General features: G+C 73.1%; 15 protein-coding genes and 2 pseudogenes. 10 read left to right on the forward strand and 7 right to left on the reverse strand.

Annotation, left to right across the window (positions count from 1 at the left end; translation table 11 throughout):
• The first annotated feature begins 20 nt into the window (after positions 1–20).
• From IE145_RS11250 to IE145_RS11265, 4 genes are all read left to right on the forward strand, one after another.
• Complete coding sequence (locus IE145_RS11250) at positions 21–1769, forward strand: N-acyl-D-amino-acid deacylase family protein (RefSeq protein ID WP_189520774.1); 1749 nt, start codon at positions 21–23, stop codon at positions 1767–1769.
• Complete coding sequence (locus IE145_RS11255) at positions 1766–3232, forward strand: aldehyde dehydrogenase family protein (protein ID WP_189520775.1); 1467 nt, start codon at positions 1766–1768, stop codon at positions 3230–3232. The genes IE145_RS11250 and IE145_RS11255 overlap by 4 nt, the downstream gene beginning before the upstream one ends.
• Positions 3233–3491: 259 nt before the next feature.
• Positions 3492–5078: an APC family permease gene (locus IE145_RS11260; RefSeq protein WP_189520776.1), complete on the forward strand. Its 1587-nt coding sequence runs from the start codon at positions 3492–3494 to the stop codon at positions 5076–5078.
• An 82-nt stretch (positions 5079–5160) separates the two neighbouring features.
• Complete coding sequence (locus tag IE145_RS11265) at positions 5161–5529, forward strand: DUF6463 family protein (RefSeq protein WP_189520777.1); 369 nt, start codon at positions 5161–5163, stop codon at positions 5527–5529.
• A gap of 93 nt (positions 5530–5622) precedes the next feature.
• On the opposite strand, the gene IE145_RS11270 is transcribed toward IE145_RS11265, so the two are convergent.
• Entirely contained in the window at positions 5623–6351 is a 729-nt protein-coding gene (locus tag IE145_RS11270) for a siderophore-interacting protein (RefSeq protein WP_189520778.1), read from the reverse strand.
• 126 nt (positions 6352–6477) lie between these two features.
• On the opposite strand from IE145_RS11270, the gene IE145_RS11275 reads away from it, so the two are divergent.
• Positions 6478–9384, forward strand: coding sequence for a GNAT family N-acetyltransferase (locus IE145_RS11275; RefSeq protein WP_189520779.1), 2907 nt, complete (start codon positions 6478–6480; stop codon positions 9382–9384).
• 48 nt (positions 9385–9432) lie between these two features.
• Here the strand turns inward: IE145_RS11275 and IE145_RS11280 are convergent, their stop codons facing one another.
• Together IE145_RS11280 and IE145_RS11285 are read right to left on the reverse strand one after the other, a co-directional pair.
• Positions 9433–9927, reverse strand: coding sequence for an SEL1-like repeat protein (locus tag IE145_RS11280; protein ID WP_189520780.1), 495 nt, complete (start codon positions 9925–9927; stop codon positions 9433–9435).
• Between the two features lie 74 nt (positions 9928–10001).
• Positions 10002–10208, reverse strand: a pseudogene (locus IE145_RS11285) (CehA/McbA family metallohydrolase); the annotation flags it as partial.
• 249 nt (positions 10209–10457) lie between these two features.
• Here IE145_RS11285 and IE145_RS11290 point away from each other — a divergent pair.
• Together IE145_RS11290 and IE145_RS11295 are read left to right on the forward strand one after the other, a co-directional pair.
• Positions 10458–11303, forward strand: a complete 846-nt coding sequence (locus IE145_RS11290; protein WP_189520781.1) for an LLM class F420-dependent oxidoreductase — start codon at positions 10458–10460, stop codon at positions 11301–11303.
• 115 nt (positions 11304–11418) lie between these two features.
• The gene (locus IE145_RS11295; RefSeq protein WP_189520782.1) at positions 11419–12903 is read left to right on the forward strand and encodes a peptidoglycan D,D-transpeptidase FtsI family protein; all 1485 of its coding nucleotides are present in this window, start codon (positions 11419–11421) and stop codon (positions 12901–12903) included.
• Between the two features lie 299 nt (positions 12904–13202).
• Here the strand turns inward: IE145_RS11295 and IE145_RS11300 are convergent, their stop codons facing one another.
• Positions 13203–13793 carry a TetR/AcrR family transcriptional regulator gene (locus IE145_RS11300; protein WP_229825501.1) on the reverse strand — a complete coding sequence of 197 codons (591 nt, stop codon included), beginning with the start codon at positions 13791–13793 and terminating at the stop codon, positions 13203–13205.
• 78 nt (positions 13794–13871) lie between these two features.
• Between IE145_RS11300 and IE145_RS11305 the strand changes: the two genes are divergently transcribed.
• On the forward strand, positions 13872–15107 hold the full coding sequence (locus tag IE145_RS11305) for an FAD-dependent monooxygenase (RefSeq protein WP_189520784.1): 1236 nt from the start codon (positions 13872–13874) through the stop codon (positions 15105–15107).
• Entirely contained in the window at positions 15104–15565 is a 462-nt protein-coding gene (locus tag IE145_RS11310; RefSeq protein ID WP_189520785.1) for an LIC_13387 family protein, read from the forward strand. Before IE145_RS11305 ends, IE145_RS11310 begins: the two co-directional genes overlap by 4 nt.
• A 79-nt stretch (positions 15566–15644) precedes the next feature.
• On the opposite strand, the pseudogene IE145_RS11315 reads toward IE145_RS11310, so the two are convergent.
• The 3 genes and pseudogenes from IE145_RS11315 to IE145_RS11325 form a co-directional block, all read right to left on the reverse strand.
• Positions 15645–15767: pseudogene (locus tag IE145_RS11315) on the reverse strand (DUF397 domain-containing protein); the annotation flags it as partial.
• Positions 15768–15890: 123 nt separating this feature from the next.
• On the reverse strand, positions 15891–16268 hold the full coding sequence (locus IE145_RS11320) for a nuclear transport factor 2 family protein (protein WP_189520787.1): 378 nt from the start codon (positions 16266–16268) through the stop codon (positions 15891–15893).
• 107 nt (positions 16269–16375) lie between these two features.
• Positions 16376–17164: an HAD family hydrolase gene (locus IE145_RS11325; RefSeq protein WP_189520878.1), complete on the reverse strand. Its 789-nt coding sequence runs from the start codon at positions 17162–17164 to the stop codon at positions 16376–16378.
• 150 nt (positions 17165–17314) lie between these two features.
• Here IE145_RS11325 and IE145_RS11330 point away from each other — a divergent pair, with 150 nt between their 5' ends.
• On the forward strand, positions 17315–19909 hold the full coding sequence (locus IE145_RS11330) for a bifunctional FO biosynthesis protein CofGH (RefSeq protein WP_189520788.1): 2595 nt from the start codon (positions 17315–17317) through the stop codon (positions 19907–19909).
• Positions 19910–19970: the final 61 nt, after the last annotated feature.

The following is a 19970-nucleotide window of genomic DNA, read 5'->3' on the forward strand; positions in this document are numbered from 1 at the left end:
CCACGAGAAGGGACTCCGTCATGCTCGACCACCTCATCCGCCGCGCGACCGTCGTGGACGGCACCGGCGGGCCCGCGTACACCGCCGACGTGGGCATCCGCGGCGGCCGCATCGCCGTCATCGCCGGGCCCGGCACCGTCACCGAGGAGGCCGTCACCAGTGAGGACGCCGCCGGGCTCGTCCTCGCCCCCGGGTTCGTCGACCCGCACACCCACTACGACGCCCAGCTCTTCTGGGACCCCTACGCCACCCCCTCCATGAACCACGGCGTCACCACCGTCGCGGGCGGCAACTGCGGGTTCACCCTCGCGCCCCTGCACCCCGACCGGCCCGAGGACGCCGACTACACCCGGCGGATGATGTCGCGGGTGGAGGGGATGGCCCTCGCCGCCCTGGAGGAGGGCGTCGACTGGACCTGGTCCACCTTCCGCGAGTACCTCGACGCCCTCGAAGGGCGCATCGCCGTCAACGCCGGGTTCATGGTCGGGCACTGCGCCCTGCGGCGGCACGTCATGGGCCCCGACGCCGTCGGAGGCCGGCCGACCCCCGCCCAACTGGACGCCATGCTCGCGCTCTTCCACGACGCGATGGACGCCGGGGCCTGGGGGCTCTCCACCACGCAGTCGTCCACCCACTCCGACGGCGACGGTGCACCCGTCGCCTCCCGGCACGCCCGCCCCGAGGAACTCCTCGCGCTCTCCCGCGCGGTCGGCGAGCACGAGGGCACCCAGCTCGAAGCGATCGTCGCGGGGTGCCTGGACCAGTTCTCCGACGAGGAGATCGACCTCCTCGTCGACATGACCGCCGCCGCCGGACGCCCGCTCAACTGGAACGTCCTCACCATCGACGCCGCCGTCCCCGAACGCGTACCGCGCCAGCTGGTCCCCAGCGAGCGGGCCCGCCGCGCCGGCGGCCGGATCGTCGCGCTCACCATGCCGATCCTCACGCCCATGAACATGTCGCTGGGCACCTTCTGCGCCCTCAACCTCATCCCCGGCTGGGGCGAGATCCTCGCCCTCCCCGTTCCCGAGCGCATCGAACGCCTGCGGGACCCCGCCACCCGCGCCGCGATGCTGCGCCGCGCCGACAGCAAGGAGGCCGGGGTCTTCCGGCGGCTCGCGAACTTCGGCCGGTACGTCATCGGGGACACGTACAGCGCGGCCAACGAGGGCCTCAGCGGGCGCGTCGTCGAGGACATCGCCGCCGAACGCGGCCAGGACCCGTTCCACTGCCTGGTCGAGATCTGCGCCGCCGACGGCCTTCGTACGGTCCTGTGGCCGATGCCCACCGACAACGACCCCGGCTCCTGGGCGCTGCGGCAGCGCACCTGGGAGCACGAGGACGTCATGCTCGGCGGCTCCGACGCGGGCGCGCACCTGGACCGGATGTGCGGCGCCCCGTACACCACGCGCTTCCTCGGCGACTGTCTGCGCGGGCGCAAGCTCCTCCCGCTGACCACCGCCGTCCGCATGCTCACCGACGATCCCGCGCGGCTCTTCGGACTGCGCGAGCGCGGCCGGATCGCGGAGGGCTTCCACGCCGACCTGGTCCTCTTCGACCCCGAGCGGATCGACGCCGGACCCGCCACCCTCGTCCACGACCTGCCGGGGGACAGCCCGCGCCTGGACGCCAAGGCGATCGGGATCGTCTCCGTACGCGTCAACGGCGTCGAGACCCTGCGCGAGGACAAGGTGACGGGGGCCGTGCCGGGGACGGTGCTGCGCTCGGGCCGCGACACCCGGACGGTGAGCACGGTGAGTACGGCGTGAGCGACCACAGCCCCGGGAAGCTCTTCATCGGCGGGGAGTGGGCCGAACCCGCCGACGGGCACTACGAGATCGTCGACCCCGCCACCGAGGAGGTCGTCGGCCTCGCCCCCGAGGCGAGCCGCGCCCAGGTGTACGAGGCGGCAGCGGCGGCGAAGGCGGCCTTCCCGGCCTGGTCGCGGACCCGGCCCGAGGAGCGCGCCGCGATCCTGGACCGGGCGGCGGACATCATCCAGCGCGACTTCCCCGCCCATGCCGAGCTCGCCCGGCGGGAGAGCGGAGCCACCGCCTCCACCGCCCGGGGGATGCAGGTGGGGGTGGGCATCGCCCGCTTCCGGCGGTACGCGCGCGGCGCGCTGGAGCCGGTCGAGGAGGCCGTCGCACCCCAGATCAACGAGGCCGGGCCGATGGGGCGGGCCGGGGTCTTCGGGGCGCTGGCCGTCCGTCAGCCGGTCGGTGTGGTCACCTGCGTCACCTCGTACAACAACCCGTGGGCCAATCCGGCGGGCAAGATCGCACCGGCCCTCGCGATGGGCAACACGGTCGTCGTGAAGCCCGCCCCGCAGGACCCGCTCTCCGTCCTCCGGATGGCCGCGGTTCTCGCGGAGGCGGGTGTTCCGCCGGGCGTGGTGAACGTGGTCACCGGCTCGGGCGCACAGGCCGGTGAAGCCGCCGTCGACTCCCCGGACGTGGACATGGTCAGCTTCACCGGCTCCACCGCCGTCGGGCAGCGCATCGCGGAGGTGTGCGGGCGCGGGATGAAGCGACAGCTCATGGAGCTGGGCGGGAAGGGGGCGGCGGTCGTCCTCGACGACGCGGATCTGGACTTGGCGGTCGCGGGCATCGGGACCACCTTCTCCTTCTACAGCGGACAGATCTGTACGGCTCCGACCCGCGTCCTGGTCCACCGGTCCCGGCACGACGAGCTGACCGGCCGGCTCGCCGCGTACGCGAACGCGCTCACCGTCGGCGACCCCGCCGACCGGGCCACGGTCGTCGGCCCCGTCATCTCCGCCGCCCACCGCGACCGGGTGGAGGCGTACGCGGAGCTGGGCCGGAAGGAGGGCGCGCGGGTCGTCACGGGCGGTGCCCGGCCCGCCCACCTGGACCGGGGCTTCTACGTGGCCCCCACCCTCCTCACCGACTGCACCCCGGGCATGCGGGTCGTCCGCGAGGAGATCTTCGGACCGGTCGTGGTGGTCGTCCCCTTCGACGACGAGGAGGAAGGCATCGCGCTGGCCAACGACAGCGACTACGGCCTCATCGACTACGTCTGGTCCGGCGATGTCGCCCGCGCCTTCCGCGTCGCCCGGCGGCTGCGGGCGGGCGGGGTCGGCGTCAACACGGTCGGGCGGAACATGGAGGCCCCGTTCGGCGGGTTCAAGAAGAGCGGGGTGGGGCGGGACGTGGGCTCGTACGCCCTGCACGCCTACAGCGAGACCCAGGCGATCGTCTGGCCGGGCTGAGCCCACAGGCGCGGGCGCGGAGAGGGCGCGGAGAGGGCACGGAGAGGGTGCGGGAAAATTTTGAACCCACCCAAAACGGACAGGGCTACGGTTACCGTACGTCGTCACTCGCGGCCGAGTGGCATGCATTGCAAGGTTTCACGCACATGTAACCTTGCATTAAGGAGGTGTTTCGGGGGAGTTGGCTGCTGCATCCAAGGGTGAGACGTTGGAGTCTCACGCTCCGGATGTGGATATCGCAGCGCATAGCGTCCTTCTCATGACTCAGCTGGACGCGCGGCCACGGGCCGGAGACACGGTACGGGGAAGCGCCCCGGCCGACGGTGGCAGTGACAGCGGCGGCGTGCGCGGCAAAGGGCTCGGCGGGAACTCCGTCGGCCTCATGGGCAGCGCGGTCATCGGCGTCTCCACCGTCGCGCCCGTCTACTGCCTGACGTCCACCCTCGGCTCCACCGCCGGAGAGGTCGGCGTGCAGATGCCCGCCGTCTTCCTGGCCGGGTTCCTGCCGATGCTGCTCGTGGCCTTCGCCTACCGCGAGCTGAACAAGGCGATGCCGGACTGCGGCACCTCCTTCACCTGGACGGTGAAGGCGTTCGGCCCGCGCGTCGGCTGGATGTGCGGCTGGGGCCTCGTCATCGCGACGATCATCGTGCTGTCCAACCTGGCGGGCGTCGCCACCTCGTACTTCTGGCTGCTGGCGGGCGAGATCACCGGCAGCGCTTCGGTGGCCGCCCTGGACGACAGCAAGCCCGTCCACATCATCACCTGCCTCGCCCTCGTCGCCGTCGCCACCGCGATCAGCTACCGGGGCATGACCGCCACCAAGGGCATTCAGTACGCCCTGGTCGGGCTCCAACTGGTCGTCCTCGCCCTGTTCGTGACGATGGCGCTCGGCAAGGCCGGCAGCGGCGGCCCGGACTTCGCGTCCTCGCTCGACTTCTCCTGGTCCTGGCTGAACCCCTTCGCCGTCCAGTCCTTCGCCGCCTTCACGGCGGGCCTCTCCCTCTCCATCTTCATGTTCTGGGGCTGGGACGCCTGTCTGACCGCCAACGAGGAGACCACCGGCAGCGAGAAGACCCCCGGCCGCGCGGCCCTCATCGCCATGGTCGTCCTGGTCGGCTCCTACCTCGCCACCGGTGTCGCCGCCCAGATGGCCGTCGGCTCCGGCACCTCGGGGCTCGGCCTCGCCAACCCGGACACCTCCGACAACGTCTTCGCCGCCCTCGCCGGACCGGTGATGGGCCCCGGCCTCGGGGTCCTGCTCTTCCTCGCGGTCCTCGCCTCGGCCGCCGCCAGCCTCCAGACCACGTTCATCCCGGTCGCCCGCACGGTGCTCGCGATGTCCGCGTACGAGGCGATGCCGGCCTCGTACGCCGAGGTCCACCCCCGCTTCAGGACGCCCGGTCGGGCCACGATCACGGCGGGCATCGGCACCGGCGTCTTCTACACCGTGATGACGCTGGTCAGCGAGCACGTCCTGGTCGACACCATCTACGCGCTCGGCCTCATGATCTGTTTCTACTACGCGCTGACCGCCTTCGCCTGCGCCTGGTACTTCCGGGCCGAACTGACCCGCTCCGCCCGGGACCTGGTCTTCAAGGGCCTCTGCCCGCTGCTCGGCGGCATCCTGCTCGCCGCCGTCTTCGCCAAGACCCTCTACGACATGTGGGACCCGGCGTACGGCTCCGGCTCCTCGGTGTTCGGCGTCGGCTCGGTGTTCGTCATCGGGGTGGGGCTGCTGCTCCTCGGTGTGGTGCTGATGGTCGCGATGGAGCGCCGCAGCCCGGCGTTCTTCCGGGGCGAGGTGCTGACGAAGGAGACCCCGGCGCTGGTGGTCGAGGACTGAGGTCCAGGGGCGCGGCCGAGGGGGCGACGGGCGCGGCGGGGCGGGGCCTCGGCCGTGGGGGCTCCGCTCGTACGATGGGGCCATGACACGAGCTTCGGCGGGACGCCTGCTCCAGGTGGTCGGAATCGCTCATGGCGCCATCGGTGCGGTGATTTACCGCGATGTGTTCGCCGATATCGGGCGGGGGCCCGTCGTCGGCTCCGTCCCCGACCGGGGCGACCGGGCCGCCGCCTTCTGGTTCATGGCCGCCGCCCCCACGCTGTGGCTGGGCGGCCGGCTGCTGCGCTCGGCCGAGGAGCACGGGGACCTGCCGGCCCAGCGCGCGGCGGGCGTCGTCCTGGCCGCCGTCGGTGCGGTGGGCACGGCGGCCATGCCGAAGAGCGGCTTCCCGAGCCTGGTGGGGATCGGCGGGGTGCTGCTGCGCAGGTCGCTGCGGTCCACGGGCGCGTAGTCGCCGCGTCCCCAGGTGGGTGGTTGCCGCGGTTGGCGGGTGCGCGAAGGCCCCGGCGCGCCCGCTCGCCGGGGCCCGTGGCCTTCTCGGGCCCTACGGGCGCCAGTAACCCAGCGCGTTCACCCGCTCCTTGGGCAGGCCCAGCTCCTTGCGGAGGTACGTCGACAGGGTCCGGGTCGTCGACGTGTCGCAGGCGACCCAGACGTACGCGTCCGAGTGGTCCGCGCCCAGCGCCTCCGGCAGGGCCGCCTTCACCTCGGCGACCAGGTGGGCGCCCGCCTCGCGGCGCTCCACGTGGTGCAGGGTGTGGTGGGCCTCGTCGAGGCGGAACGGCAGCTTGCGGTCGTCCTCGTGCGCGGTCTCGAACCAGAGGGTCGCCGGGGTCGACGGGACCGCGTCCAGCAGGGAGTTGATCGCGGGCAGCGCTGCCGCGTCGCCGATCACGAAGAGCCGCTCCGGCGCCGGGTCGGGCAGCGTGAAACCGGTGCCCTGGAGCGTCGCGTCGATCGTGTCGCCGGGCTCGGCCGCTCGCGCCCAGTCGCAGGCGGGGCCCTCGTGGAGGGCGAACTCCAGGCTGAAGGTCCCGGCCTCGGGGTCCGGGTCGACCAGCGTGTAGGCGCGCTGATGCGGCTTGCCGGCCTTCTCGAACCAGAGCCGCACCCACATCGTGGGGTGCGCCCCGCCGGTCGCGGCGAGCAGCCCGCCGTCGGTCAGGTGCACCCGGCGGTAGCGGTCGGTGACTTGCTCGGCGCCGGTCACGGTGAACGTGAAATCCCGCCCCCGCAACAGTTTGAGAACGACGCCTTCCCAGCCATGCCCCACGGTGCTCCCCACCCTCTCCTGTCGCCCCGGCCCACTGCCTGAAAGGGCGCTTTAGGTTAGGCTAACCTAAATCTCGGGGGCTGGGGAGTGGCTGAAAACCACCGGGAGCAGGGGATGGGCAGAGCAATGACCGCTGACGTCGACAGCGAGCGAGCGGGCGACGGACCGGGCGAGAGACCGGACCGGGCGCGGGGGGAGGGGTCCGGGGACCACGAGCTCTTCCGGGACGACTGGGGGATACCTCATCTGCGGGCCGCCGACGCCCTCGCGCTGGCCCGTGCGCAGGGCCACGCCACCGCCCTCGACCGGGCGTGGCAGCTGGAGACCGAGCGCCACCGGGTGCTCGGCACCAGCGCCTCCCACCTCGGCGCGGACGCCGTCGACTGGGACCGGTTCGTCCGGCGGGCCCGGATCGCCGACACCGCCCGCCGCTGCTTCGACCGCCTCGCACCGCGGACCGCCGCCTGGGTGTCGGCGTACGTCGACGGCGTCAACGACGGCCTCGCCGAAGGGGCCGAGCAGGCACCCGAGTTCGCCGCCGTGGGCCTCACGCCCGGCCGCTGGGAGCCCTGGACCCCGCTCGGCGTCTGGCTCTCCACCCACATCCTGTTCGCGGGGTTCCCGACCAAACTCTGGCGCGAAGAGGTGGCCCGCCGGCTCGGCGAGGACCGGATGACCCTCTTCGCCACCGACGGCCCCGGCACCGCGGGCAGCAACGGCTGGCTGCTCACCGGCGCCCGCACCGCCACCGGCGCCCCGATCGTCGCGGGCGACCCGCACCGCTTCATCGAGGACCCCGGCGTCTACCAGCAGATCCGGCTCGCCTGCCCCGAGTTCGACGTCGTCGGCCTCGCGGTCCCCGGCATCCCCGGCATCGCCCACTTCGGCCACACCGGCCACGTCGCCTGGGCGATCACCAACGCCATGGCCGACTACCAGGACCTCTACCGGGAGCGGTTGCGCCGCACCCCGGACGGCGGGGTGGAGGCGCTCGGCCCGGACAGCTGGTACCGGGCCCACGCCCACACCGAGACGATCGAGGTGGCGGGGGCGGACCCCGAGCGGGTCGAGGTGATCGAGACGGACCGGGGGCCGGTGATCATCGGAGGCGGCCCCGAGTCCACCGCCCCCGGGCCCGGGGAGGGCATCAGCCTGCGCTACCCGCCCCGCGTCACCGGCGAGCTCGGCTTCGACGCGCTCCCCGCGCTGCTCCGGGCCCGTACGGTCGCCGACGTCGACACCGCCCTCGACCGCTGGGTCGAACCCGTCAACGTGGTCCTCGCCGCCGACACCGCCGGAGGCACCCTGCACCGCGTCGCCGGGCATGTGCCGGTGCGCCCGTACGCCAACCGGCTGCGGGTCGTTCCCGCCGATGACCCGGCGTACGCCTGGCGCGAGGGCGAGGCCGCCCCCCTGCCCCGTACCGAGGTCGACGGCTCGGACCGCTCCGGCGCTTCCGACGGCTCCGGCGACTGCGGCGGGATCGCGGTGATGGCGAACGAACGCGGCCTCGCCGCCCCGCTCGGCGTCGAGTTCGCACCCCCGCACCGGGCCCGCCGGATTGCGGAGTTGCTCGGCGCGGACACCGACTGGACCTCCGCAGCCCAGGCCGCCGTCCACACCGACACCCTCCTCGCCTCCTCCCGCCCACTGTTGTCGCTGCTCGCCTGCGCCCCGGACCTCGGCCCCTCCGCCGAACGCCTCCGGGACCGGCTGCTGCGCTGGGACCGCCACATGGAAGCGGACAGCACCGACGCGAGTCTCTACGCCCGCCTGCGCAGCGACGTCGTCCACCGGCTGGCCGCCCACCCCGCCCTGGAGAGCATCACGGGCGAGGACGATCCCTGGCGCTCGGCCGCCTACCCCGCGCTCTTCCGCCCCTGGCTCGCCGCCGTACCCCGGATCGGCTACGCCCTGGAGAGCCTGCTCACCGTCGGACTCCTGCCGTACGAGGACCGGTTGGCGCTCGTCGCCGCCTCGGCCGAGGCCGTCGCGGCGGCGGCCGAGGAGACCCCGCCCGGCCCGTGGGGCGAGCTGCACCGGCTCTCCCCCTGGCAGGCCCTCCCGGACCGCCCGCCCGCCGGCTCCGCCGACTCCGGCGACTCCGGCGACTCCGGCGCGGAGGCGATCCGGCCGGGGGTCGCGGGCGACCACGACTGTGTGCTGTCGACCTCCAGCGTCCCCGGCGTCACCGATCTGTTCGCCCGGGGCCCGGCCGCCCGGTACGTCTGGGACCTGGCCCGCCGCGAGGACAGCCGGTGGGCGGTCCCGTTCGGCGCGTCCGGAGCCCCCGGATCCGCCCATAACCGCGACCAGACGCCCCTGTGGGTACGGGGCGAGCTCGCCCCGGTCGTCACGGACTGGAACCTGCTGCACCGCACGACGCACCACCGCACGACGACGTCCCACCGCACGACGCGCCATCCCGAGGAGAACCCCGCCGTGACCGTTGCCGAACCCGTCGCCCCCGCCCTCCGCCCGGCCGTCCACGAGCAGAAGGTCGAGGGCTTCGGCACCGTCCGTCTCGTCCCGGTCGACCCGGCGGCCGACGCCGAGCTGCTGCACGGCTGGGTCTCCGAGGAGCGGGCCCGCTTCTGGGGCATGCTCGGCCACACCCGCGAACAGGTCCGGGAGATCTACGAGTTCGTCGACTCGCTCCCCACGCACCACGCCTACCTCGTCCTGCGCGACGGGGTCCCGGCCGCGCTCTTCCAGACGTACGAGCCGGACGCCGACCCGGTCGGCGAGTGCTACGACGTCCAGCCCGGAGACTTCGGCATCCACCTGCTGATCGCACCCGCCGAGGACGAAGGAGCGGTGAAGGGGTACACGGATGCCCTGCTCACCGTGTTCATCGCCTACGTCTTCAGCGACCCGGCCCGCCTGCGGGTCGTCGTGGAGCCGGACGCCCGCAACGAGAGGGCGATCGCCCGGATGGTCCGGATCGGGTTCGAGCTGGGCCCGGAGATCCGGAAGCCGGAGAAGACGGCCCGGCTCGCGTTCCTGACGAGGGCGGCGCTGGGACTGGCGTAGACGAGGGCGGCGCTGGGGCCGGCGTGACGGAGTTCCGGCGCCACGGAGTTACGGAGCCGGGTCCGCCCCGTCCGGGTGCAGCGCGCCGCCCGGGCGGAACAGCCGCTTGGCCACCGCGTGCCCGCGTTCCGCCGCCATCCGGAACCACGGCTCCGCCGCCACCAGTCCTTCGCGCTGCTCGACCAGGCGGCCCAGCTCCCACATCGACTCCACGTCACCGGCCTTCACCGCCTGCCGCAGCAGCCGCTCGGCCGTGTCGGGGCGCCCCTCGGCCCGCGCGGTGAGAGCGAGCGTCCGCAGCCCCCGCACCGCCCGGGCGTCCCCGGCGGCGGCCGCGGCCGCCAGCGCGCGCGGGTCGGCGGGGCGGCGGTACCGGTTGCCCAGGACCAGCAGGATCCCGAGCACCCACATGATCCAGCTCAGACTGATCAGCGTGCCGTTGCCGGTGATCACCCCGGTCAGGCTCAGCGCGCCGCCCGCCGGCAGCAGGAAGTACCCCAGCCCCGGCCCTGGCCCCGCGCCCCGCCCCACTCCCGGTCCCATGCCCGCTCCTCTCGGCCCGGCCTCTCCGCCGTGCGTGCCTCGTCCCTTCCCGCTTCGCGGCCCGCCGTACCGGCCCTCGCGTCGAGGAAGACCGGATTGGTGAGCGCCGCGAACGCGCCCGGCAGCCCGGGAGGGGCCGGTGCGTGCCGGATCTCGGCGCGCACGTACGCGGCGTGGGCGGGGTCGTACGCCACTCCACCACGCCCGCTCCCGCCGTGGGCAGCGGGGTCGTCAGCAGGACCCCCCTGATCGGTGACCAGGCGCACCGTGCAGTCGGCGGCCGCCTGGCCAACGCCTGGCCAACGCCTGGCCAAGGTCAGGCCGGTGGCGGCGGTGGCGGCGGTCGCGGCGAGGAGGCCGCGCCGGTTCACGGCGGAGTCCGGGGCGGAGTCCATGGCGGTCACGGTCTCGGATTTCACCGGCATACGGCTTACGTTGGCGCTTCGCGCGGACGACGTACAGAAGGACGAAGCAACAGCCGACGTAACAAGACGACGTGCGGAACGACAACGGCCATGGAGGTGGCTTCGATGCGGATTTCCACCACGATCTTCCTCACCGACGAGACGGTGACCCCGGTCCGGCTCGCCCGCGAACTGGAGCAGCGGGGGTTCGGCGGACTGTATCTGCCCGAGCACACGCACATCCCGGTCAGCCGCCGTACGCCGTACCCGATGGGCGGTGAGCTGCCCCGCGAGTACGGCCGCACCCTGGACCCGTTCGTCGCCCTCGGCCAGGCCGCCGCCGTCACCGAGCGCCTCACCCTCGGCACCGGCATCACGCTGGTCGCCCAGCACGACCCGATCGACCTGGCCAAGCAGGCGGCCACCCTGGACCATCTCTCCGGCGGCCGGTTCACGCTCGGCGTCGGCTACGGCTGGAACGTGGAGGAGGCCGCCGACCACGGGGTGGAGTGGGCGACGCGCCGGGACCGGGTCCGGGACCGGATGGCGCTGATGCGGGCCCTGTGGGCGGACGAGCCGACCGGGTACGCGGGCGCGTCCGGATCGGTGCAGGCGAGCGAGGCGCACCCCAAGCCCTTCCAGCGGCCCCGCGGCCCGGTCAACGGCCCGCGCACCCTGATCGGCGGCGGCGCGGGCCCGAAGCTGTTCGCGCACATCGCGGAGTACGCCGACGGCTGGCTGCCCATCGGCGGCGGGGGGCTCACGGAGTCCCTGCCGAAGCTGCGGGCGGCCTGGGAGGAGGCCGGGCGGGACCCCAAGAGCCTCCAGGTGGTGCCGTACGCGGTCCGGCCGAGCCCCGGGAAGCTCGCCCACTACGCGGAGCTGGGCATCGAGGAGGTCGTGCTCCAGCTGCCCCCGGCGGACGAACCGGAGGTGCTGCGGACCCTGGACGCCTACGCCGCGTTCCTCTGACCTCCGAGCACGGGCTCTCCGGGGCCGCCGGTGCAACCGGGCCGGCCGACAAGGCATCCTTACTCACCGGGGAACGCACACGCGGGCCGGAGGCCCGCCCGGGGTGGGGAGCGGAATGAACAGGCCGTTGCGGCACATAGCCATCTTCTGCGGGCTGCTGGTGCTGGGCCTGCTGCTGCGGGCGAACTGGCTCCAGCACGTCGACCGCCAGGAGCTGGCCCAGCACGAGCACAACGCCCGGGTGCGGTTCGAGCGGTTCGCCACCCCGCGCGGCGACATCATCGTCGGCGGCAAGGCGATCACCGGGTCGAAGGAGACCGGGAGCCGGGACTACGCGTTCCGCCGGACCTACAAGAACGGTCCGATGTACGCGCCCGTCACCGGCTACGCCTCCCAGGCCCGGGGCACCTCGCTGCTGGAGCGGACCTACGACAGCATCCTCAGCGGCCAGGACGACCGGTTCGCCTTCCGGCACGCCAAGGACGTCCTGACGGGACAGCCCCGGCGCGGCGGCGATGTGATCACCACGATCGACGCCAAGGCGCAGAAGGCCGCCTACAAGGGGCTGACGGACCTGGGCGCCCGGGGCGCGGTGGTCGCCCTGGACCCGCGCACCGGGAAGGTGCTGTCGCTGGTCTCCACCCCCTCGTACAACCCCGAGGTCTTCGCCGGCATCACGTTCAAGGAGAGCGAGCGCTTCACCGCGCTGGAGAAGAAGAAGGGCAAGCCGCTGGCCAACCGCCCGCTGCGCGAGACGTACCCCCCTGGCTCCACCTTCAAGATCCTCACGGCCGCGGCGGCGCTGGAGCACGGCGTGGTCACCGACGTGGACGCCCGGACGGACGCGGTCTCGCCGTATCCGCTGCCGCTCTCCTCCAACAAGATCGGCAGCGAGGCGGGCGACGCCGTGTGCAGCAAGGCGTCCATGAAGACCGCCATGCAGTACTCCTGCAACAACGTCTTCCTCGACGCCGCCGCCGAGCTGGGCGAGGACCGGATGCGGGAGACGGCGGAGAAGTTCGGCTTCAACGAGGACGTGTACGCGGAGGAGTTCGGCGACATGCTCGCCACGAAGAGCCTCTACCCGCCGAAGCTCGACAAGCCCGGCACGGCCCTCACCGGCATGGGCCAGGGCAGCCTGACCAGCACCCCGATGCAGATGGCGATGGTCACGGCGGCCCTCGCCAACGACGGCAAGCTGATGCAGCCCTACATCGTCGACGAGTTGCGCGGCCCGGACCTCTCCACGCTGGAGAAGAACGAGCCGATGGAGATGAGCCAGGCCGTCTCGCCGGAGACCGCGAAGAAGGTCCAGGAGATGATGGAGCACACCGCGAAGGAGGGCAGCGCCCAGCGCGCCCTGATCGACGGTGTCACGGTCGGCGGCAAGACGGGCACCGCCCAGCGCGGTGTGGACGTCCGCGACGAGGTCCCGTACGGCTGGTTCGTCAGCTACGGCAAGAAGGACGACGGGCGTTCGGTGGCGGTCGCGGTGTTCATCGACCCGACGGACATGGACATCTCCCGCTCGGACATCTCGGGCGGCCGGCTGGGCGCCCCGATCGCGAAGAGCGTGATGCAGGCGGTGCTGGGGGACTAGGTCCTGTCGTCAAACTGCCGTCTGCCGTGCGACGCCCGGCACGCACGCTCGCGGCGTTGCCTGAATGCCCTGGTAGCTCCGCTACAAGACCATTCAGGCGCCTTGCGATCGCACGCACCGGACGCCGCGCGGCCGCCCTCCGGGCGACGACGGCAGTTTGACGACAGGACCTAGGGCCGGTCCACCCCAGCCCGTCCGGCGTGGGCCCGCGGTCCCAGCCCGTCCGGCGTTTGAGGACGGAACCGTGCAGGTGCGCCTGGGGCACGCAACGGGGTGCCGGGCCCGAGGCCCCGAAACCCTCAGGGGGCGAGCAGGGCGGTGAGCATCCGCCGTACGACCAGGGTCAGTTCGGCCGGGTCCGGTGCCGGGCGGCTCGCGGCCGGGGCGCCGGCGATGCGGTCGTACAGCAGGCCGTCGGTCCAGGCGACGAGCAGGTCCGCCGCCTGTTCCGGATCGGGGGCGCCGAGCGACGCCAGCAGGGTGGCGGCCCTGGCGCGGGCGGCGCGGCCGGCGGTCTCCAGGCCGGCGCGGAGTTCAGGGCGGCGGGTCGCCTCCAGGCTCAGCTCGAAGCGGGCCAGCTGGCGGTCCCGTCCCGCGGTCAGCCAGTGGTGCAGCAGCGCGGCCAGGGCCTCGGCGGCGGAGTCCGGGTCCGGGACGCCGTGCCGGGCCTCCCAGCGGTCCACGTCGGCGACCGTCAGCGTGGCCAGGCGGAGGTAGCAGGCGCTGATCAGGGCGGATCGCGTGCGGAAGTAGTACGACGTACTGCCGGCGGGCAGCTCCGCCGCCGTGTCGACCGCGCGGTGGGTCAGGCCGCGCAGACCTGCGGCGGCCACGGTGGCGATGGCGGTGTCGGCGATCAGGTCCCGGCGGTCGGGGAGGTGAGCAGGCATGGTCCGCACTCTATAGGTGTAGAGTGCGGCCCATGAGCCTCTACAGGCGTAGAGGGTGCGCGTGGGGAGGCGATCCTTGTGGGTGTTCGTCATGCTGTCGTGGCCGGGGGCGGGATCGGTGGCCTGACCGCCGCGGTGGCGCTGAGCCGTCGCGGATGGCGGGTGACCGTGTGCGAACGGGCCTTGGCCCTCACGGGGATCGGCGCGGGGATCGTGCTCGCCCCCAACGCCCTGCGTGCCCTGGAGTCGATCGGCCTGGGGCCCGCGGTGTCGGTGGGCGAGTCCCTGGCCGGTGTGCTCGGACTCCGTACCTCCGACGGGGCGTGGCTGAGCCGGACCGGCGCCGCGGCCTCCCGCTACGGGCTTCCCGCCCGCGCCGTCCACCGCGGCTTCCTGATCGACGCCCTCGCCGCCGCCCTGCCGCCCGGCGCGCTGCGCCTCGGCGTCTCGGTGGGCGGGGTGGACGAGGCCGCCGAGGGTGCGGTCGTGGTGCGTACGTCGGCGGGGGAGCTGCGGGCCGATGCCGTCGTGGCGGCCGACGGACTGCGCAGCGCGCTCCGGGGGCAGCTCTTTCCCCGGCACCCCGGTCCGCGCCACGCCGGTGAGACCGGCTGGCGGGCGGTGCTGTCCGGCGCCGGCCTGCCCGCGCTCCCGGCCGCCGAGACCTGGGGGAAAGGGGAGCGGTTCGGGATCGTCCCCCTCGCCGACGGCCGGGTCTATGTGTACGCGACCGCTGTCGCTGGCCCCGGTACGCGGCCGGCCGACCACCGTGCGGAGCTGGTCCGCCGCTTCGGCGGCTGGCACGATCCGATCCCGGCACTCCTGGACCGGCTGGACCGGCGTGAGCCCGACCCCGTGACCATCCTCCACCACGACTTCCACGAACTCGCCGTGCCCCTGCCCCGGTTCCACTCCGGCCGGGTGGCCCTGCTCGGTGACGCCGCCCATGCGATGACACCCAACCTGGGCCAGGGCGGCTGCCAGGCCATCGAGGACGCGGTGGTCCTGGCGCACCTCCTCGCGGGCGACACTGGTGTACCGGCCGCGCTCGCCGCCTACACGGAGGCCCGGCTCGGGCGCACGACGCGGATCAGCCGCCGTTCCCGGCGCATGGGGGACTTCGCCCGGCTCTCCCATCCCCTGGCGGTCTCCGTCCGCAACTTCGCCGTACGGGCCACGCCGTCGGCAGTCACGACCCGAGGGCTGGACACGCTCCTCGGCTGGCAGCCCCCGCCCGGCCCGGCCCCGGCGCTCGGTTCGGCCCAGTCCTCAAGCCGGTCCGTCGACATCAAGGGGGAGGAGCAGCAGCGATGAACACCGCGACCGCCGCCCGGACTTCCACCGGATCCGACCCCGTACGGCCTTTCAGGATCGGCGCGTACGGATTCGTCGTCCTCGGGGCCGGTCACCTCGCCTTCACCGCCGCGAGAGCCTCGGCCACCCCGACCCCCGAGCAACGTACGGCCGACACGGCGATGCGGGAGTCCACGTTCACCCTGCTCGGCCTGGAACGCACCGCCCTCGACGTCACCCACGGCATGAGCATCGCCATGGCCCTCTTCGTCATCGCCTGCGGCCTGCTGATGCTCGCCGCCGTCCGCCACGCCCCTGACCTCGTCCGGCGGCGGACCGCCTTCGGCCGGGTGTCCCTGGCGGCCTCCCTGGCCGCCCTCGGCCTCGCGCTGCTCCTGCTGCCCGCCCCGCCGATCGTCATCCTGCCCGTCACCAGCTACGCGTTCGCCCTGTCGCTGAGGAGAGGAGCCAAGGCCTGACGTACGGACGCGGCCTCCGCGTCCAGGGCGCGATGCCCCGCCGTGCCGCGCGCGGCGGGGCATCCTGCTGCTCGGTTCCTCAGACGGTGTCGAACGTCCCGCTGCGGACGCCCGCGACGAACGCCGAGAACGCGGTGAGGGGGACGGCGACCACGGGCCCGTCCACGACACTGGAGTCACGTGGCGCTCCGCCGTAGGAAGCCCCTGGCCTGGGCATCGCGCGTGAAGCGTGAGCCGACTCGCGGAGCACGGCTCGCCTCGTCGGCGATGCGGAACCGAAAGGGTTCGAACAGCCCGCAGGGAAGAGCAGCGACAGAAGGGCGCCTCAGGAGGTGGGCGGCCCGACCTCTCCCGCGAAAACGATGATCTGGTCGATGAGGCTGCGCCGCAGATGAACGATGTCGGTTCCGGTCAGGCGGGGGCCGCCGTCCGGCGTGGTGAAGACCCACTGGTACCGCGCCCACTCGTCAGGCATGTCCACCGCCGAGCAACGCACCATGGTGCCGGTCCCCGCCGGGTGGCGCCGGATGTCCAGCACGAACCGTTCGACTGCGGCGATTCCCTCGCTGCGGCCCAGCGGCCCCCAGAAGACCACGTCCGAGGTCAGAGCCTGGGCGAGCAGGGCCGTCACATAGCTGTCGTCCGAGGCGTTGAACGCGGAAATGAACGTGTCGATCGCGGAGCGGGCGGTCTTTTCCTGCATGCCCCAGTAATACCAGCCGATTCGCGTGCGGTCGTCCCGCAAGCCGCTTTCCGGTCACGCCGGATCAACGCCGTCGCGGCACGAAGGGGGCGCCCCGGCCCCGCCGTTCAGTACACCTGACGCACCGACCGCAACGCCCCGCGTCGTACCACCTTCGTCGTGCCCTCGGGGGAGGCATCCGACGCAGGCGATCCGTCCGACGCAGGCGATCCGTCCGATGCAGGCGATCCCTCCGACGTCGTCGAGCCAGTGGCCTCCTTCGCCCCCACCAACCCCACCAACTCCGTCAACGCGTCGATACGGAAGTCCGCCGTCTCCACCACGTCCGGGTGGTCCGCCCACCAGTGCCCGTACGGCCCCCGCCGCAGATGCGCCGTCCGCAGCCCCGCCGCGGCGGCCGGGAACAGGTCGTCGGCCGGGTGGTCGCCCACGTACAGCGTCGCCTCCGGGGCCGCGCCCGACGCCTCGGCCACCCGCGCGAAGAACTCCGGATCGGGCTTCCGTACGCCCCACTCGTCCGAGGTGACCACCAGGTCGGCGGGCAGGTCCAGCGCCCGCAGCAGCTCCCCGGCCCGGACCGTGCCGTCCCCCGCCACCACGACCCGCACGCCCGCGGCCCGCAGTTCGCCCAGAGCGGGCCGGACGTCCTGGTAGAGGTCCGATTCGTCGAGGTGTTCGCCGCGCCCGGCGGCGGCCCGCGCGCGACATGCCTCCTCGACGTCCATGCCGGGCCGCAGGATCCGCAGCGCGTCCGTGGCCTCGCGGCCCTGCGAGACGGCCGCGCCCACCAACGCACCGAGCGTGTGCGGCGGTACACCGAGCCAGTCGGCCCAGGACGCCCAGTGCCGGTCGTCGCGTACGAGGGTTTCACCGATGTCGAGGACGATCGTTTCCATCACCGTTCCGACCTTAGGCGTGAGGACGCCGTCGACCGGCGCTCATCCGGGTGAGTCGGCCCGCACGAGTGACCGGGAGCACCCGGCGGCCTGCGCATACAGGTCCCAGGCCCTGGTCCGGGGCGCGCGCCTCGCTCGTATGCTCGGTTCATGACCGATCCCGATCCCGATCCTCAGAGCGGACGTCCCACCTCCAACGCCATGCGGCGTGCGCTCAAACGAGCCCGCGACGGTGTCGCCCTCGATGTGACCGAGGCCGCCGTCCTGCTCCAGGCGCGCGGCGACGACCTGAAGGATCTGGCCGCGTCCGCCGCCCGCGTCCGGAACGCGGGCCTGGAGGCCGCGGGCCGGCCGGGCGTGATCACGTACTCCCGCAAGGTCTTCATTCCGCTCACCCGCCTCTGCCGCGACCGGTGCCACTACTGCACCTTCGTCACCGTCCCCGGCAAACTGCGCCGCGCGGGCCACGGGATGTTCCTGTCCCCCGACGAGGTGCTGAAGATCGCCCGCGAGGGTGCGGCGATGGGCTGCAAGGAAGCGCTGTTCACGCTCGGCGACCGCCCCGAGGACCGGTGGCCCGAGGCGCGGGAGTGGCTGGAGGCGGAGGGGTACGACGACACCCTCGCGTACGTACGCGCCATGGCGATCCGGGTGCTGGAGGAGACGGGCCTGCTGCCCCACCTCAACCCGGGCGTCCTGACCTGGACCGACCTCCAGCGGCTGAAGCCCGTGGCCCCCTCGATGGGGATGATGCTGGAGACGACGGCGACCCGGCTGTGGTCCGAGCCGGGTGGCCCGCACCATGGCTCCCCGGACAAGGAACCGGCCGTACGGTTGCGGGTGCTGGAGGACGCGGGGCGCTCCAACGTCCCCTTCACCACCGGCATCCTCATCGGGATCGGCGAGTCCTACGAGGAGCGCGCCGACTCCCTCTTCGAGCTGCGGAAGACGGCCCGCGCCTACCACGGCATCCAGGAAGTCATCGTGCAGAACTTCCGCGCCAAGCCGGACACGGCGATGCGCGGGATGCCCGACGCGGAACTGGAGGAGCTGGCCGCCGCGATCGCCGTGGCCCGGCACATCCTCGGCCCCTCCGCCCGGATCCAGGCGCCGCCGAACCTGGTGGACGCCGAGTACGCGCTCCTCATCGGCGCGGGCATCGACGACTGGGGCGGGGTCTCGCCGCTGACCCCCGACCACGTGAACCCGGAACGTCCCTGGCCGCACATCGACGAACTGGCGGAGAAGACGGCGGACTCGGGCTTCCAGCTCCGCGAGCGCCTCACCATCTACCCCGAGTTCATCCAGCGCGGCGAGCCCTGGCTCGACCCCCGGCTCCTCCCGCACGTCCGCGCCCTGGCCGACCCGGAGACGGGCCTCGCCCGTGAGGGGGCGATCCCGGAAGGCCTGCCCTGGCAGGAGCCGGACGAGGGCTTCACCTCCTCCGGCCGCACCGACCTGCACGCCACCATCGACACCGAGGGCCGCACGGGCGACCGCCGCGATGACTTCGACGAGGTGTACGGGGACTGGGAGGCGCTCCGCGAGGCGGCGGCCCCCGGCATGGTCCCGTCCCGCATCGACGCCGACGTGCGCCAGGCGCTGAGCCAGGCCGCCGACGACCCGACGAAGCTCACCGACGACCAGGCCCTCGCCCTGCTGCACGCGGACGGCCCGGCGCTGGACGAGCTGTGCCGGATCGCGGACGCGCTGCGCCGGGACGTGGTCGGCGACGACGTCACGTACATCGTCACGCGGAACATCAACTTCACCAACGTCTGCTACACCGGCTGCCGTTTCTGCGCCTTCGCCCAGCGCCGCACCGACGCCGACGCGTACACCCTCTCCCTGGACCAGGTCGCGGACCGGGCGGCGCAGGCGTGGGACGTCGGCGCGGTCGAGGTCTGCATGCAGGGCGGTATCCACCCGGACCTGCCCGGCACGGCGTACTTCGACATCGCGCGGGCGGTGAAGGAACGCGTCCCCGGCATGCACGTCCACGCGTTCTCGCCCATGGAGGTCGTCAACGGGGCCACCCGCACCGGGATGTCGATCCGCGACTGGCTGACGGCCGCCAAGGAGGCCGGGCTCGACTCGATCCCCGGTACGGCGGCGGAGATCCTGGACGACGAGGTCCGCTGGGTGCTCACCAAGGGCAAACTGCCCACGGCCACCTGGCTGGAGGTCATCAGAACCGCGCACGAGGTGGGCCTGCGCTCGTCCTCGACGATGATGTACGGCCATGTGGACCAGCCCCGCCACTGGCTGGGCCACTTCCGCACGCTGGCCCGGCTCCAGCAGGAGACAGGCGGCCTGACGGAGTTCGTGACGCTCCCCTTCATCCACACCAACGCCCCGGTCTACCTGGCCGGCATCGCCCGCCCGGGCCCGACGGACCGCGACAACCGCGCCGTCACCGCGATGGCGCGACTCCTCCTCCACCCGCACATCACGAACATCCAGACGAGCTGGGTGAAGCTCGGCACGGAGGGTGCGGCGGAGATGCTCCGCTCGGGCGCGAACGACCTGGGTGGCACGCTGATGGAGGAGACCATCTCCCGTATGGCCGGGTCGAGTTACGGCTCGTACCGCTCCATCCAGGACCTGAAGGCCATCGCCGACCTGGCGGGCCGCCCGTCCCGTCCCCGTACGACGCTCTACGGCGAGGTCCCGGCCGAGCGTGTCGCGGCGGCCACGGCGTCGGACGGGCACCTGCCGGAGCTGCTGCCGGTGCTGCCGAACTGAGGGAACTGGGGGCGGGGAGGGAGGGGGCTTGGTTCCCCCTCCCTCTAGCCCGCGCAGCCCA

This window comes from Streptomyces sindenensis (assembly GCF_014649035.1).
Lineage (GTDB): Bacteria > Actinomycetota > Actinomycetes > Streptomycetales > Streptomycetaceae > Streptomyces > Streptomyces sindenensis.

Coding starts and splice junctions, on each gene's coding strand:
- IE145_RS11250 (WP_189520774.1), top strand. CDS start 21: ATGCTCGACCACCTCATCCGCCGCGCGACCGTCGTGGACGGCACCGGC.
- IE145_RS11260 (WP_189520776.1), top strand. CDS start 3,492: ATGACTCAGCTGGACGCGCGGCCACGGGCCGGAGACACGGTACGGGGA.
- IE145_RS11265 (WP_189520777.1), top strand. CDS start 5,161: ATGACACGAGCTTCGGCGGGACGCCTGCTCCAGGTGGTCGGAATCGCT.
- IE145_RS11275 (WP_189520779.1), top strand. CDS start 6,478: ATGACCGCTGACGTCGACAGCGAGCGAGCGGGCGACGGACCGGGCGAG.
- IE145_RS11280 (WP_189520780.1), bottom strand. CDS start 9,927: ATGGGACCGGGAGTGGGGCGGGGCGCGGGGCCAGGGCCGGGGCTGGGG.
- IE145_RS11290 (WP_189520781.1), top strand. CDS start 10,458: ATGCGGATTTCCACCACGATCTTCCTCACCGACGAGACGGTGACCCCG.
- IE145_RS11295 (WP_189520782.1), top strand. CDS start 11,419: ATGAACAGGCCGTTGCGGCACATAGCCATCTTCTGCGGGCTGCTGGTG.
- IE145_RS11300 (WP_229825501.1), bottom strand. CDS start 13,793: ATGCCTGCTCACCTCCCCGACCGCCGGGACCTGATCGCCGACACCGCC.
- IE145_RS11310 (WP_189520785.1), top strand. CDS start 15,104: ATGAACACCGCGACCGCCGCCCGGACTTCCACCGGATCCGACCCCGTA.
- IE145_RS11320 (WP_189520787.1), bottom strand. CDS start 16,268: ATGCAGGAAAAGACCGCCCGCTCCGCGATCGACACGTTCATTTCCGCG.
- IE145_RS11325 (WP_189520878.1), bottom strand. CDS start 17,164: ATGGAAACGATCGTCCTCGACATCGGTGAAACCCTCGTACGCGACGAC.
- IE145_RS11330 (WP_189520788.1), top strand. CDS start 17,315: ATGACCGATCCCGATCCCGATCCTCAGAGCGGACGTCCCACCTCCAAC.